The organism is Kocuria cellulosilytica (assembly GCF_040981245.1).
Classification (GTDB): Bacteria; Actinomycetota; Actinomycetes; order Actinomycetales; family Micrococcaceae; genus Kocuria; species Kocuria cellulosilytica.
Map to the genome: position 1 here is coordinate 245,835 of NZ_JAVFWZ010000004.1, position 14,666 is coordinate 260,500.

Here is a 14,666-nt window from a genome sequence, read left to right on the forward strand (position 1 = left end):
ATGAGCCAGCACGTTCCCGGCACGACCCCGCCGGCCGTCCGCGACGACGCCGTCCGCGGCAGCACCGTCCACGACGCCACCGTCCACGACGACGCCGTCCGCGACAGCGCCGTCCACGACGACGGGCCCGCCGGCCCCGGCGCGGAGGGCCTCGCGGGGCCCATGCCCGTCGCCGCGCGGAAGCGGCCCGTGCCCGCCGGCGCCGCGGACGCCGCGTCCGCGCCCGCCCGGTGGGCGGCCGAGTTCGCCGGCACGGCGCTGCTGGTCTTCGCGGGCCTGGGGACCGGCATGTTCGCGACCGAGGTCATCGACTCCGCGCTCGGCTTCGGCCTCGGGCTGCTCGCCGCGATCGTCGCCTTCGGGCACGTCTCCGGGGGCCACTTCAACCCGGCGGTCACGCTCGCCGCGGTCGTGGCCGGGCGCACCCCCGCGAGATCCGCGCTCGGCTACGTGGTGGCGCAGGTGCTCGGCGCGCTGGCCGCCGCGGGCGTGCTGTGGGCGGTGCTCGTGACGCTGCTCGACTCCTCGACCACGGCGCAGGTCCTCGGCGCGGTCTCCAACGGCTTCGGGGAGAACTCCACCTCCCAGGCCGGGTGGACCACCGTGCTGCTCGTCGAGTTCGTGGCGACCGCCCTGTTCGCCCTCGTGGTCCTGGGCTCCACCGCGCCGCGGGCCAACGCGGTCCTCGCCCCCGTGGCCATCGGGGCGGCCTTCGCCTTCCTGCTCACGATCACCGCGCCGTTCGACGGCGGATCGCTGAACCCCGCCCGCTCGACGGGCGCCGCCGTGGTCGGCGGGGCCGCGCACCTGGGCCAGCTGTGGCTCTTCTGGGCCGCCCCGCTGCTCGGCGGCCTCGTGGCCGGCCTCGTCCACCGCTCGGCGGACCTGTCCCGGCCGCGCCGGGGTGCCGACGGGCCCGCCGCGCCTGCCGCGCCCGCCGCGGCACCGGCTGCGCCCCGATCCACGGCCCCGGAGCGGTGAGCCGAGGGCCCACGGGGTCCGGTTGGGCCGGGTCCGGCCGGGCCGCGGGACCCACCGGCCGCGGCGGGGACCGACGCTTTCCGTCATCGTCCCGCCGGCGGGGCTAGTCTGGGTCCTGCCCGGCCGCCGTCGGCAGGAAGCGGAGGACCCTCGTGAGCAGTGTGCGCGCCGCCGAACCCCTGGGAGGCTTCAGCACGGCCTCCCGCTCGCCCCTGGCGGACTCCCGGGAGCTGGCCGCCGTCAGCGGCGCCCTGTACCCCGTGCTGACCCTGCTCGTGCGGCTGCCCCAGACCATGGTGCCGCTCGGCGTGCTGACCACGGTGGCGCTGATCTCCGGCTCTCCGGCCCTGGGCACGCTGTGCGCCGCCGCCGTGACGTTCGGCTCGGCCCTGTGCGGACTCGCCATGGGGGCGGCCGCGTCCTGGCGCCGGCGGCAGCTGGGCCTGGTGCTGCTCACCCTCGTCAATCCGCTCGCGGTGTGGTGGCTCGTGCGCCGGCTGCCGGACCTCGCCGCCGACAGCGGCGCCGCCCCGGCCCAGCTGGTCCTGCCGTGCCTGCTCGCCGGCCTCGTGCTGCCGCAGATGGGCGTCGCGTGCCGGCTGCGCTGGTGGTCCCTGCTGGCCCGGGACTCCCGGGAGGACCTCTTCGACACCGCGCTGCGCCACGAGAGCGTCATGGACTCCGTGGCCACCGTCCTGGCCGCCGCGGTGACGGGCCTCGTGGCCGTGACCCTCGGGCCGCTCGCCGTGCTGGTGCTCGCGGCCACGCTCACGCTCGTGGGCACCACGGTGTTCCTGCTGCACTGCTCCGCCCGGCTGCCGCGGGGGCTCATCAGCTTCCGGCCCTCCGCCGCGCCCGCGCCGACCCGGGCGGTCCGCCGGCGACGGCGCAGGGCGCGCCGGATCCGGCTGCTCCCCGTGCTGGGCATGGGCGCGCTGGGCAGCCTCGTGGGCTCGACCCTCGGCGCGGTCGTCGTCTTCGCGACCGCCGTGGACGCGGTGATCTCGGTCAGCTGGCTGTACGCGGTCTCCGGGCTCACCTCGGCCCTGGCGGCGGTGGCCGCGTCCGCCCGCAGCGAGGAGCTCCGGCTGTGGAACCGCTGGGTGGCGGCGGCCTCCGGGGCCGTGCTCGCCGCGATGCTCCTGACCATCCCGGACGACTCCGTGGGGATGGTGGTGGTGCTGGCGCTCGCCGGGCTGACCACGGGCCCGTGCCTGGTGGCGGTCTACGAGATCGCGCGGCTCGTGGCCCCGAGCGCCCGGGTCACGGCCCTGACCACGGTGATGACCGCCATGATGAGCGTGGGGCTGACCGGGGGCCTGGCCCTGTCCGGGTGGTGGGGGGAGTCCTGGGGCTACCGGAGCGCGGCGCTGGTGCCCGTGGTGTCGGCGGCCGCCCTGCTGGCCACCGCCCTGGCCTTCGTGCACCGCTGGCGGCGCATCGACCTCGGCGATCTCTGAGCGCGGCGCCCGCCGGGCCCAGGGCCCGGCGGGCGCCGACGGCCCGGTCAGTGGCCCCGGTCCACCCACTCCTGCAGGTGGGGGGCCTCCGCGCCGATCGTGGTGGGGTCCCCGTGGCCGGTGAGCACCTCCGCCGACTCCGGCAGGACGAGCAGCCGGTCGCGGATGGAGGCGATGATCGTGGGGAAGTCCGAGTACGAGCGGCCGGTGGCGCCGGGACCGCCCCGGAAGAGGGTGTCCCCGGAGAACAGCACCCCGTTCTCGCCCAGCTCCGGTGCCCAGAAGCACACCGAGCCGGGCGAGTGGCCCGGCGTGTGCAGCGCGGTCAGGGTCGTCCCGGCCACGGAGAACTCCTGACCGTCGGCGATCCCGGCGTCGAAGGGCGTGGCCGGGTAGACCTGCTCCCACAGCACCGTGTCCTCGGGGTGCAGGTGGATCCTGCCGCCCACCTGGCCCGCCACCTCCTTGACGGACCGGATGTGGTCGTCGTGGCCGTGGGTGAGCAGGACGGCGGTCACCGTCCGCCCGGCGACGGCCTCCACCACGGCCCGGGGGTCGTGGGCCGGGTCGATCACGACGCACTCGTCGTCGTCGCCCACGATCCACACGTTGTTCTCGACCTCCCAGGTGCCGCCGTCGAGGGAGAACGTCCCGGCGGTGACCAGGTGGTCGATGCGGGCCCGGCCGGCGCCGGCGGACCGCCCGGCGGGGACGGCGCCGTGGTCCGCGGGGTGGGCGCGCTCCCGGTCGGGCAGCGCCTCGCCGTCGTGGCCGTCGGCGGGGCTCATCGTCCGATCTCCACGACGGAGCGCAGGACCTTGCCGGCGGTCATCTTCTCGAACGCGGGCTCGACGTCCTCGATCCCGATCCGCTCGGTGACGAAGCCGTCCAGGTCCAGGCGGCCGGCCCGGTACTGGTCCACGAGCATCGGGAAGTCCCTCGACGGCAGGGTGTCGCCGTACCAGGCGGACTTGATCGAACCGCCGCGGCCGAACACCTGGTCCAGCGGGATCTCCCACGTGGTCCCCGGATCGGGCACGCCCACTAGGACCATGCGCCCCGCCAGGTCGCGGGCCTCGAAGGCCTGCTTGAAGGTCGGCGCGATGCCCACCGCGTCGACCACGACGTCGGCGCCGAACCCGCCGGTGAGCTCCCGGATCGCCTCGACGGGGTCCTGCTCCCGGGAGTTGACGGTGTGGGTGGCCCCGAACTTCCGCGCGGTGGCCAGCTTCTCGTCGTCGAGGTCCACGGCGACGATCGTGGTGGCCCCGGCCAGCTGGGCTCCGGCGATCGCGGCGGTGCCGACCCCGCCGCAGCCGATCACGGCCACGGACTCCCCACGCCGGACGTTCGCGGTGTTGAGCACGGCGCCGATGCCGGCCATCACCCCGCAGCCGAGCAGGCCCACAGCCGCGTACTGGTGGTCCTCGAGCTCGCCCTCGATCTTGGTGCACTGCCCGGCGGCCACCAGGGTCTTCTCGGCGAACGCGCCGATGCCCAGGGCGGGGGAGAGCTCGGTGCCGTCGGCCAGGGTCATCTTCTGGGTGGCGTTGTGGGTGGCGAAGCAGTACCAGGGCTCGCCCCTGCGGCAGGCCCGGCACTCGCCGCACACCGCCCGCCAGTTCAGGATGACCTTGTCCCCGACGGCGACCTCGGTCACGCCCTCGCCGACCGCGGCGACCACGCCCGAGGCCTCGTGGCCCAGCAGGTAGGGGTACTCGTCGCCCACCGCGCCCTGCTTGTAGTGCAGGTCCGTCTGGCAGACCCCGCACGTCACCACGTCCACGAGCGCCTCCCCGGGTCCCGGGTCCGGGACGAGGATCGTCTCGAGGGTGGCTGGTGCGTTCTTCGCCGTGACGACGACGGCTCTGACCTCGTGCATGAGTGTGACCTCTCCTTCGGACGACGTGACGGTTCCGGTCCGGAACACCGCTCCCCAGTCTAGGGAAGGTCGCCGCGGGCGCGCGGGAGGGAGCACCGGCGGAGGAACGCGGCGGCGCCCTCCCGCGCCGCCCGCGACGTGAGGACGTCGACGTGGTCGCGCTCCGGCACCACGAGCAGCTCGGCGGGGGTCCGCCCCCGGGCACGGAGCCGGGCCATCGCCGCCGGGTCCGCCCAGGGGTCGCGGCCGCCGGCGAACAGCAGCAGGGGCTGGGCGGGCACCCCGGCCGCCGGGGCGAAGGGCTCGGCCCCGGTCTGCCGCGCGAACGCGGACCAGCGCTCGGCGCGTCCGCGGTCGCCCTCGTCGCCGGTCCCGGTGAGGGCGGCCGCGAGCTCGCGCGCGGACGGGCCCGCCGCGCCGTCGTGGGCGAGGGCGCGCCCGAGCTCCGGGAGCCGGTCCACCGGTCCGAGTCCGCCCAGCACCAGGGCGCCGATCCCCGGCCCGCGGGCGGCCGCCGACCACGCGAGCTGGGCACCCAGGGAGTAGCCCACCAGGGGCACGGGACGGGCGGCGTCCAGCCCGCGGACGAGCTCGCCGATCCGGTCGACGAGCCCGGTGCGCGTGGTGCCCGGCGGCGCGGGAGGGGCGTTCCGCCCGTGTCCGGGCAGGTCCACCCCGAGGGCGCGGAAGCCCGCGCGTCCGAGCGCGCGCACCCAGCCGGTGCGCACCCACCCCGAGCACGCCGAGGCGGCGAGCCCGTGGATCAGCACCACGGGCTCGCCGCCGGGGTCCCCGCCGAGCTCCAGGAGCTCCATGGAGCCGGTCGCCCGGATCCGGGGGACGGTCCTCAGCTCCTGCCGGAGACCGTGCGGGAGTCCCGGTCCGCGTCCTTGCCCGAGCTCTCGTCGGAGCTCTCGTCGGAGTCGCCGGAGGAGTAGTCGAGGTGCTCGTGCTCCAGGCGCAGCTTGCGGCCCTGGTCGACGAGCTTCTCCTCCTTCTTCTCCTTCTTGTCGACCTGCCGGGTGTCGCGCGGCGGGAGCTGGATGGTCTCCTCGGCCTTGATCCCGCCCTGCAGCTGGCGGCCGCGCTCGATCTCGGCGTCGATCTCCGCGCCCAGCAGGAGCACGTTGTTGATGATCCACAGTCCGAGCAGCAGGATGATGACGGAGCCGATGATGCCGTAGGTCGCGTTGTAGGAGGCGAAGTTGATCACGTACCAGGTGAACGCCGCGGCCGCCAGGGCCGCCACGAGGAGCGCGACGATCGAGCCCATGCTGATCCAGCGGAACTTGGGCTGCTGCACGTTGGGGGTGAAGTAGTAGAGCACCGCGATGAGCACGATCGCGAGGGCCACGACGATCGGCCACTTGGCGATGCTCCACACCGTCACGGCCGTGCTGCCGAGGCCCACGAGGTCGCCCACCCACTGGGCGATGCCGCCGGACAGCAGCACCATGAGCATGATCAGGACCACGATGAGGACCAGCATCAGCGTCACGAGGATGTTCATCGGCCGGAGCTTCCAAACGGGCCGGCCCTCCTCGACCTCGTAGATGCGGTTCATGGCGCGGCCGAAGGCCCCCGTGTAGCCGGAGGCGGTCCAGAGGGCGCCGAGCAGACCGGTGAACAGCGCGAGCCCGGCGCCCGTGCTGGTGGTGAGGTTGTTGATCGGGCCCTCGAGCAGGGTGACGAGCTCGGCCGGTGCGTACTGACCGAGGAAGTCCGTGATCGCCCGCGTGGTGGCCTCGCCCTGGCCGAACACGCCGAGCAGGGAGACGATGGCCAGCAGCGCGGGGAAGAGGGAGAGCACCGCGAAGTACGTCAGCGACGCGGCGAGGTCGGTGCAGTCGTCCTTGGAGAACTCGGAGGCCGCGCGCTTGAAGACGTAGCCCCACGAGGGCTTGCTGATCTCGGTGGGGCTGTCCGGCTTGCGGGAGTCCTCGGGCTCCGGGGCGGTGCGCTCCTTGGAGCGGCTGTCCTGGGTGGTGTCCTGGGCCATGCTGCGTCCTTCGCGGTCGGCCGCCGGGTGCGGTGCGCGGACTCCGGCCGGCGGCGGCGTGTGGGGGATGTCTCCTGCATCAGTGTACTGACGATCGTGCCGGTGGGCGACAATGGAGGAGGTGGGCCGCCGGTCCGCCGCACAGCCCAGCACACCAGGAGGCCCTCCGTGCCCACCACCCGGCGCACCGTCTCGGCGGAGGTCGCCTTCGCGGCAGAGACCGACCACCTGGCGGTGCTCTCCGTCGCGGCCGCCCGCACCGGCGGCGGCCGTCCCGCCGAACGGCTGAGCCTGCGCGTCGACGGGGTCGAGGCCGAGCTGGAGGAGGCGGAGGACCTGCACGGCACCCGGCTGCACCTGGCCCGGGTGCCGGGCGGCGCGCAGTGCACGGTGTCCTACGCCCTGGAGCTGGACGGCGGCGCGGGCGCTCCGCCGCCGGCGGAGAGCGTGGACTTCGTCCGCTACACCCGCCCGAGCCGGTTCTGCCCGTTCGACGAGATGGCCGGCACCGCGGACGCCCTCTTCCCCGGGGCCCGGGGCGGCGGCTACGGGACGCTCCAGCGGGTGCGGGACTGGGTGCACGAGCACCTGGACTACGTGGCCGGGTCCTCGACGGCCACCGACACCGCCGTGCACACCTTCCTCACCCGGCGGGGCGTCTGCCGGGACTACGCGCACCTGCTCATCACCCTGCTCCGGGGCCTCGGGATCCCGGCGCGGCTCGTGTCGGTCTACGCGCCGGGGCTGTCCCCCATGGACTTCCACGCGGTGGTCGAGGCGTGGCACGACGGGACCTGGTACGTCCTCGACGCCACTGGCCTCGCGCCGCGCACGGAGTTCGTGCGCATCGCCACGGGCGCGGACGCGTCCGAGACGGCGTTCCTGACCACCCTCGGGGGCGAGATCACCCTGGGGGAGATGCGGGTGTCCGCGGAGTCCTCCGCGCCCGGGACCGAGGACCAGGAGGCCAGGGTGGTGCTCCCGCTGCCGGACGGCCGAGGGTCCGGCGTCACAGGTCGTTGACGGCTTCCCGTAGACGGTCGGCGAGACGGGTGAGGATGCGCAGCTCCTCCGGGTCCAGGCCCGCGGACATCAGCTCGTGCACGTGCACCCGGAACTGCTCGGCGATCTGCACCTGCATCTGCCGGCCCCGGTCGGTCAGCCGGATCCGCAGCCCCCGCAGGTCCTGCGGGTCCTGCCAGCGGTGCACCAGCCCCTTGAGCTCGAGGCGCTCGAGCATCCGGCTGAGGCTGGACTGGGTGAGCAGCACGTACTCGTTGAGCTCGTTGAGGCGCATGCCGGCCTCGTCGGAGCGGGAGAGGTTGAACAGGACGTCGTACTCGCGGGCGGACAGCTCCGCGAACTCGGGTTGGCGCTGGAGGCGCCGCATGACCGTCACCTGGGCCCTGAAGAGGGCCTCCCAGGCGTCGGCGCTGTTCTGCACACGATCTGTTTCTCTGCGGGGCACACGTTAATGCTACGACCCGGTTACATCGGCGTCCGGCGCCCCGGTGTCCCCCCTTTCGGGGGACGCTGCGCCGGCTCGCCGGGGGTGCCGGCCGCGGGAGGAGCCCCATTGTCCGTGTGACCTGCGGAGATGATAGCGCGCGGCGGTCCCGTGCGCAGCGGGGTCCGGTGCGGCCGCAGGGATTTTCTATTGCAAACGTCCACGAAAGAGCGCACGGTGACCGGTGTCACGCTCCGCGCGGCGGACGGGCCGCTCCCGGCCCGGACCCGGTCAGTGCCGAGATCCGCTCCTCCCGGCGACGGTGCCGTGCCTCCTTGCGCGCCTCGACGAGCCGGTACAGCACCGGCACGAGCACCAGGGTCAGCAGGGTGGAGGAGATCAGCCCGCCGATCACCACCACGGCCAGCGGCTGGGAGATGAAGCTGCCCTGGCCCGTGATCCCCAGCGCCATGGGCGTCATCGCCAGGATGGTCGCCAGGGCCGTCATCACGATGGGCCGCAGCCGGCGGGTCGCCCCCTTCTCGATGGCCTCCTCGAGGACCATCCGGTGCCCGCCGCCCCGGTACTGGTTGATCAGGTCGATCAGCACCACCGCGTTGGTCACCACGATGCCCACGAGCATCAGCACCCCCACCAGCGACGCGAGGCCCAGCGGCACCCCGGAGGCCAGCAGCGCGAGGACCGCGCCCGTGGCGGCGAAGGGGATCGAGATCAGCAGGATCAGCGGCTGGACGAGCGACTTGAAGGTGGCCACCAGCACCACGTAGACGATCGCGATCGCGGCCAGCACGGCGAGCCCCAGCTGCCGGAACGTGGTCTCCTGCTCCGTGGCGGCCCCGCCCAGCTCGGCGGAGGCTCCCTGCGGCAGGTCGAGGTCCGCGAGCGCCTCCCGCACCTCGGCGCTGGTGGCGCCGAGGTCGTCGCCGGCGGGGGTGACGGCCACGGTGGCGGTGCGCTGGTCGTTGCTGGACGTGATGGTCTCGACCGTGAGCGCCTCCTCGACCTCGGCCAGCTCGTCGAGCCGGACGGTCCCGCCCGCCGCCGGCACCGGCAGGGCCCGCAGCGCCTCGACGTCCTCGACGGCGCGGCCCTCGCCGATGGTCACGGCCACCGAGTCGGCGTCCAGGTCGATGGACCCGGCCGGGAGGGGGTTCACGGTGCCGGCGAGGGCCCCGGTGACCTGCTCCTCGCTCAGCCCGCGCGCGGCGGCGGCCGCCCGGTCGACGGTGACGACGACGGTGGGCTGGGTCGCGGCCAGGTTGCTCGTGACCTGCCCGGCGGAGCCGAGCTCGCGCATGGCCCGGACCACGGCCTCGTCGGCCTCCGCGAGCGTCGGCTGGTCCGTGGCGGTGACGGAGATCTCGACGTCGTTGCTCGTGAAGCCCTGGGCACCCTGCACCGAGAACTCCCCGGCGCCGTCCAGCCGGTCCAGGCGCTCGCCGACGGTGCGGCGCAGCCGCTCCTGGTCCACCGCGGCGTCCGTCGTCACGGAGAACGTGGCGCTGTTGGTGCCGCTGCCGGGCAGGAACGCGGAGAAGCCGCTGCCGGGGCCCATGGTGACCTGCACGTCCTCGATGCCCTCGGTCCAGTCGAGCACCTCCTCGGTGCGGCTCGCCTGCTCGGAGGTCACCGCGAGCGCGGTGCCGGGCGGCAGGTCCTGCTCGATCGTCATGGTGTTCTGCCCCGTGTCCCCGAGCAGGTTGGTCGGCAGCACGGGCAGCAGGGCGGCCGTCCCGCCCAGGACCAGGACGCTCACCCCGAGGGTGGCCCACGGGTGGCGCTGCGTGCCGCGCAGGACCGGCAGGTAGCCCTGCGCCAGCCGCGTGGGCGCCCCGGCCGCGGTGCCGCTCGCGGTCGCGGCGGCCCAGGGGGCGGCGCGGTCCGCCGTCCGGCCGCGCCGGGCCAGCCGGGGGTCCCGCAGGAACCAGTACGCGAGGACGGGCACGATGGTCAGGGACACCACGAGGGAGGACAGCAGCGCGATCGTCGTGGTCAGGGCGAACGGGCGGAACAGCTCGCCGGTCACGTCGCCCACGAACGCGATGGGCACGAACACCGCGACCGTGATGAGGGTGGAGGCGGTGATCGCCCCCGCGACCTCGCGCACGGCGGTGAGGATGGCCCGGCGCTTCGCGTTCGCGGGGTCGGTGCGCAGGTCCACCGTCCCGTAGTGGCGCTTGATGTTCTCGATCACCACGATGGAGTCGTCCACGACCCGCCCCACGGACAGGGTGATCGCCGCCAGGGTCAGCAGGTTCAGCGAGTAGCCCAGGGCGTTGATCCCGATGAACGTGGCGAGCAGGGACAGCGGGATGGAGATCGCCGTGACCAGCGTGGAGCGCAACGACGCGAGGAACACCAGGATGACGAGCACGGCGAACGCGAGCCCGAGCAGGCCCTCGACCGTGAGGTCCTCGATCGACTGCTCGATGTAGGGGGCCTGGTCGAAGACCACGGTGATCTCGGCGCCGTTGCCGAGGTCCTCCTCGAGCTCGGGGATCGTCTCCTCGACGGCCTGCGAGATCCCCACGGTGTCCCCGTCCGGGGTCTTGGTCACGGACAGGGCGAGGGTCGGGTCCCCGTTGGTGCGGGTGATCGAGGTCTGCTCCTGCTCGGTGAGCTCCACGGTGGCCACGTCGCCGACGGTGGTGGGCTCGGCGCCCTCGGGCGCGTCCTCCGGGAGGGGCAGCGGGACTCTCTCCACGGCCTCGAGGGAGTCGAGGGGGGAGCCGGCCTGGACGGGCAGTGTCGTGGCGCCGTCGTCCACGGTGCCCACGGGCACCAGGCCGCCGCTCTCCTCCAGGGCCGTGCGGATGTCGGCGGGCGTGGCGCCGGCCCGGGCGAGGTCGGCCCGGTCCGGCAGGATCGAGACCACCTGGTCGGGGGCGCCGCTCACCTCGGCGGAGCGCACGCCCTCGATCTTCTGCAGGTCCGGGACCGTCAGCCGTTCCAGGTCCGCCGCGAGCGGACTGAGCTCCTCGTCGGAGGAGACGGCCAGGAACACGATGGGGAAGTCCGCCACGGAGCCGGCGAACGCGGTGGGCTCGACGTCGTCGGGCAGCTGCGTGCGCACGTTGGAGATCGCCCGCTCCACCTGGTTCCGGGCCCGGTCCAGGTCGGTGCCGTACTCGAAGCCGAGCTGGATGTTGGAGAGCCCGCCGCGCGAGGTGGACGTCGAGCTCTCCAGGCCCTCCACGATGTTGAGCGCCCGCTCGAGGGGCCGGCCCACCTGTTCGTCGACGACCTCCGCGGACGCCCCGGGCATCGCCGAGACCACGCTGATGGCGGGGATCTCCAGGGACGGGATGAGCTCCTGCTTCATGGAGCGCATGCTGAGCACCCCGAAGAGGGCCACGAACAGCGTGATGAGCACGATCAGGGCTCGGTTGGCCATCGACGCGCGGGCGAGGAGAAACACTCGTGCTCCTTGGGGAGGGAAGGTCGAGGGCGTCCCGGCCGGGGCCGGGACGCACGCCCCTCAGCGTACCGCCGCCTGCCGACAGGTCACCGGGGCCTCCCGGGCCGGGCGGCCGGGACGGACCGGACGACGACGAGGCCCCGGACCGACCGGTCCGGGGCCTCGTCGCGCGGGCACCGCGGCGTGCGGCGCGGTGCCCGTCGGGGCGGTGTCAGTTGATCCCGAGCACCTGGGCGGTGCGGCCCATGACCTCGTCCGCGAGCTGCGGGTTGTCGTTGAGCTTCACGCCGTAGGAGGGGATGAGCTCCTTGAGCCGCGGCTCCCAGCCGGACATCCGCGCGGGGAAGGACTTCGCCAGGAGGTTGAGCATGATGGGCACCGCGGTCGAGGCGCCCGGGGAGGCGCCCAGCAGCCCGGCGATGGAGCCGTCCGCGGCGGCGATGAGCTCGGTGCCGAACTGCAGCACCCCGCCCTTGTGCTTGTCGCGCTTCATGACCTGCACGCGCTGCCCGGCCTCGATCAGCTCCCACTGCGAGCCGTCGGCGGTCGGGTAGAACTGCTGCAGCGCCTCGACCCGCTGGCCCTTGGTCTTGGCCAGCTCGCTCAGCAGGTACTTCACGAGGTCCAGGTTGGCCAGGCCCGCGCGGGTCATCGGGTAGAGGTTGTGCGGGCGCACGGACAGCGGCAGGTCGAGGAAGGAGCCCTGCTTCAGGAAGTTGGGCTTGAACCCGCCGTAGGGGCCGAACAGCAGCGCGCGCCGCCCGTGCTCGTAGCGGGTGTCCAGGTGCGGGACGGACATGGGCGGGGCGCCCACGGAGGCCTGGCCGTAGACCTTGGCGTTGTGCTGGGCGGCGACGTTCTCGTCGGAGTTGCGCAGCCACAGGCCGGAGACCGGGAACCCGCCGTAGCCCTTGGCCTCCCGGATGCCGGACTTCTGCAGCAGCGGCAGCGCGCCGCCCCCGGCCCCCACGAACACGAACTTGGCGCGCACGAGCCGGTCGCCCTCGGTGTTGAGGCGGTTCTTGACCTTCGCGACCCAGGTGCCGTCGCCCTGGCGGTCGAGGTCCACGACCTGCTGGCCGTAGCGCACCTCTCCGCCCCGGGCCCGGAGGTGGGCGACCTGCTGCCGGGTCAGCTCCCCGAAGTCGACGTCGGTGCCCTCGGGGGACCAGGACGCCGCGACGCGCCCGGCGCCGCGGCCGTGCATGGTCAGCGGCGCCCACTCGGCGATCTTCTCGCGGTCCTCGGTGTACTCCATGCGCTCGAAGAGCTTGTTCGGCTGGAGCGCCTCCCAGCGGCGGCGCAGGTAGTCGCTGTGGGCGTCGCCGAAGACGAGGGACATGTGCGGCACCGGGTTGATGAAGGTGCCGGGCTCCTGGAGCTTGCCCTCGGCCACGAGGGAGGCCCAGAACTGGCGGGAGAGCTGGAACTGCTCGTTGATGCCGAGCGACTTCTCGGGGCTCACCGAGCCGTCGGCGGCCTGGGGCGCGTAGTTGAGCTCGCAGAGCGCGGAGTGGCCGGTGCCGGCGTTGTTCCAGACGTTGGAGCTCTCCGCGCCCACCTGGTCGAGGCGCTCCAGCATCGTGATGTCCCACTGCGGCTCGAGCTCCTTGAGGAACACGCCGAGGGTGGCGCTCATGATGCCTCCGCCGATCAGGAGGACGTCGGTCGATTCCGTTGTCTGAGGTGATGTCACAGTCGATGCTCCCGTTGAACGCCCGGCGCCGTGCCGGTGAATGGTCGGGATCAGACTATCGCCACGCCCGGACGAACCCCGAATGCAGCCGGGGTGCCGGGTCGCGAGCTCAGCCGGCGGTGTCGAGCCGGACCCGGTTGAAGGCCTCGTAGCCGGTCGAGCTCAGGGGGAAGGACGTCACGGAGTCGCCGACGGCGACCGCCGAGATCGGGTGGGCCAGCGGGACGGCGGGCAGCAGGCGGGAGATCCGGTTGTTGAGGGACGAGTACGCGCTCGCCCGGTCCTCGCCGTCGGGCAGGGACGGCGCGCGGTTGACCGCGCGGAACAGGGACGCGGCGTCCACCCCGAACTCGCCGCGGGGAGCGCCGAACAGCGCGGCCATGAAGTAGTCCGGGTCGCGGTAGCCGCCGTTGAGCCCCAGCAGGTGCAGGGCGTGGTCGCTGTCCGGGTCCTGGACCTGCGCCACGTAGCCCTCCGACCACTCGACCGGGACGGGCTCGACCACGAACCCCGCCCGCACGAGCTGGGCCGCGATGTCGGCGTAGATCTTCTCGGGCTCCTGCATGTACGTGCGGGAGGTGTTGCGCGGGTAGTAGAACCGCAGCGGCTCACCGGCGTAGGACGAGGCCTCCAGCAGCTCCTGCGCCCGCTGCGGGTTGTAGGACGGGACCTGGAGGTCGGTCCCGTCCATCGCGAAGCGGGCGGGCAGGAACTGGTCGGCCACCCGGGTGCCGTCGGGGTAGTGCTCGCGCACGATCGCGCCGCGGTCCACGGCGGCGGCGATGGCGGCCCGCACGTCCGGGTCGTCCAGGGGCGCCACGTCCTGGTTGATGCCGAGGTAGGACACCGAGTACGGGTCGCGCTGGAGCACCTGCACGCCCTCGCGGGCCAGCGGGGCGAAGGAGTCCAGGCCCACCTGGTCGTAGCCGTCCACCTGGCCCAGGCGCAGCGCCACGTAGCGCAGCTCGGGCTCGGAGATCGTGCGGAACTCGAGCCGGCCGATGTCCCCGAGCCGGCCCCAGTAGTCGGGGTTCGCGCTGAGCACCACGTTCGTCCCGTCCCCCGACTCGTAGCGGAACGGGCCGGTGCCCACGGGGTGGGTCTCGTGCGTGCCGGCCGCCAGGGCAGCCGGGGACGCGATCCCGAACGCCGGCTGCGTCAGCGCCCGGAGCAGGGGGGTGTGCGGCGCCGTCAGCGAGAGCTCCACCGAGGAGGCCGAGGTCGCCGTGCACCCCGCGTAGCGGGACGAGGTCCCGGGGGCCGCGGTGCGGAAGACGGTGGCGAACGGGGTCCGCGCCCCGTCGGCGGCGAGGGCCTCCCAGCGCTCGAAGTTCGCGCACACCGCCTCCGCGTCGAGCTCGGTGCCGTCGTGGAAGCGGACGTCCTCGCGGAGGGCGAAGGTGTAGGAGAGCCCGTCCTCGGCGCGCTTCCAGGACCTGGCGAGGGCCGGCACCGCCTCTCCCGTGGAGGGGTCGGCGGAGACGAGCCCCTCCAGCATCTGGGCCCCGATCCGGGACGTCTCCAGGATGTTGACCGTGGCCGGGTCCAGGGTGGGCGCGGCGGCGGCGTTGGCGAAGACGAACTCCGCGCTCGGCACGGACCGGGAGGCGGCCGGGGCGCCGGGTGCGCCGTCGCCCCCCGGAGCGCACCCCCCGACGGCGAGGAGCCCCGCGACGAGCGCGAGCGCTGCCGCGGTGCGGGGGGTTCGCCTGGGCGCCATGGGTGCTTCGCTGCCTCGCGGATCGGTCGTGGATGTCGTCGT

General features: G+C 73.9%; 11 protein-coding genes. 3 read left to right on the forward strand and 8 right to left on the reverse strand.

Features of this window, described 5'->3' with window-relative positions; all coding sequences use genetic code 11:
• A complete protein-coding gene (locus tag RCG67_RS08695; protein WP_368825745.1) occupies positions 1 to 981 on the forward strand; it encodes an aquaporin in 981 nt (326 codons plus the stop codon).
• Positions 982 to 1,133: 152 nt separating this feature from the next.
• Positions 1,134 to 2,441, forward strand: coding sequence for a hypothetical protein (locus tag RCG67_RS08700; RefSeq protein ID WP_368825746.1), 1,308 nt, complete (start codon positions 1,134 to 1,136; stop codon positions 2,439 to 2,441).
• A gap of 47 nt (positions 2,442 to 2,488) precedes the next feature.
• Here RCG67_RS08700 and RCG67_RS08705 read toward each other — a convergent pair whose 3' ends face one another.
• Genes RCG67_RS08705 through RCG67_RS08720 form a run of 4 tightly spaced genes read right to left on the reverse strand, consistent with a single transcriptional unit; the run spans position 2,489 to position 6,322 of the window.
• Positions 2,489 to 3,229, reverse strand: a complete 741-nt coding sequence (locus RCG67_RS08705; protein WP_368825747.1) for an MBL fold metallo-hydrolase — start codon at positions 3,227 to 3,229, stop codon at positions 2,489 to 2,491.
• Positions 3,226 to 4,323, reverse strand: coding sequence for an S-(hydroxymethyl)mycothiol dehydrogenase (locus RCG67_RS08710; protein ID WP_368825748.1), 1,098 nt, complete (start codon positions 4,321 to 4,323; stop codon positions 3,226 to 3,228). Before RCG67_RS08710 ends, RCG67_RS08705 begins: the two co-directional genes overlap by 4 nt.
• A 59-nt stretch (positions 4,324 to 4,382) precedes the next feature.
• A complete protein-coding gene (locus RCG67_RS08715) occupies positions 4,383 to 5,138 on the reverse strand; it encodes an alpha/beta fold hydrolase (protein ID WP_368825749.1) in 756 nt (251 codons plus the stop codon).
• Between the two features lie 32 nt (positions 5,139 to 5,170).
• On the reverse strand, positions 5,171 to 6,322 hold the full coding sequence (locus RCG67_RS08720) for a YihY/virulence factor BrkB family protein (RefSeq protein WP_368825750.1): 1,152 nt from the start codon (positions 6,320 to 6,322) through the stop codon (positions 5,171 to 5,173).
• Positions 6,323 to 6,490: 168 nt separating this feature from the next.
• Here RCG67_RS08720 and RCG67_RS08725 point away from each other — a divergent pair, with 168 nt between their 5' ends.
• Positions 6,491 to 7,345 (forward strand): transglutaminase-like domain-containing protein, encoded by an 855-nt coding sequence (locus RCG67_RS08725; RefSeq protein ID WP_368825751.1) that lies wholly within the window; start codon positions 6,491 to 6,493, stop codon positions 7,343 to 7,345.
• Here RCG67_RS08725 and RCG67_RS08730 read toward each other — a convergent pair.
• From RCG67_RS08730 to RCG67_RS08745, 4 genes are all read right to left on the reverse strand, one after another.
• On the reverse strand, positions 7,332 to 7,766 hold the full coding sequence (locus tag RCG67_RS08730; protein WP_368825752.1) for a MarR family winged helix-turn-helix transcriptional regulator: 435 nt from the start codon (positions 7,764 to 7,766) through the stop codon (positions 7,332 to 7,334). The genes RCG67_RS08725 and RCG67_RS08730 overlap by 14 nt on opposite strands.
• 250 nt (positions 7,767 to 8,016) lie before the next feature.
• A complete protein-coding gene (locus RCG67_RS08735; protein WP_368825753.1) occupies positions 8,017 to 11,208 on the reverse strand; it encodes an efflux RND transporter permease subunit in 3,192 nt (1,063 codons plus the stop codon).
• Positions 11,209 to 11,419: 211 nt separating this feature from the next.
• Positions 11,420 to 12,904, reverse strand: a complete 1,485-nt coding sequence (locus RCG67_RS08740) for a malate:quinone oxidoreductase (RefSeq protein ID WP_368825754.1) — start codon at positions 12,902 to 12,904, stop codon at positions 11,420 to 11,422.
• A gap of 109 nt (positions 12,905 to 13,013) precedes the next feature.
• Positions 13,014 to 14,624 carry an ABC transporter substrate-binding protein gene (locus RCG67_RS08745; RefSeq protein ID WP_368825755.1) on the reverse strand — a complete coding sequence of 537 codons (1,611 nt, stop codon included), beginning with the start codon at positions 14,622 to 14,624 and terminating at the stop codon, positions 13,014 to 13,016.
• Positions 14,625 to 14,666: the final 42 nt, after the last annotated feature.

Coding starts and splice junctions, on each gene's coding strand:
- RCG67_RS08745 (WP_368825755.1), bottom strand. CDS start 14,624: ATGGCGCCCAGGCGAACCCCCCGCACCGCGGCAGCGCTCGCGCTCGTC.
- RCG67_RS08720 (WP_368825750.1), bottom strand. CDS start 6,322: ATGGCCCAGGACACCACCCAGGACAGCCGCTCCAAGGAGCGCACCGCC.
- RCG67_RS08715 (WP_368825749.1), bottom strand. CDS start 5,138: ATGGAGCTCCTGGAGCTCGGCGGGGACCCCGGCGGCGAGCCCGTGGTG.
- RCG67_RS08695 (WP_368825745.1), top strand. CDS start 1: ATGAGCCAGCACGTTCCCGGCACGACCCCGCCGGCCGTCCGCGACGAC.
- RCG67_RS08705 (WP_368825747.1), bottom strand. CDS start 3,229: ATGAGCCCCGCCGACGGCCACGACGGCGAGGCGCTGCCCGACCGGGAG.
- RCG67_RS08710 (WP_368825748.1), bottom strand. CDS start 4,323: ATGCACGAGGTCAGAGCCGTCGTCGTCACGGCGAAGAACGCACCAGCC.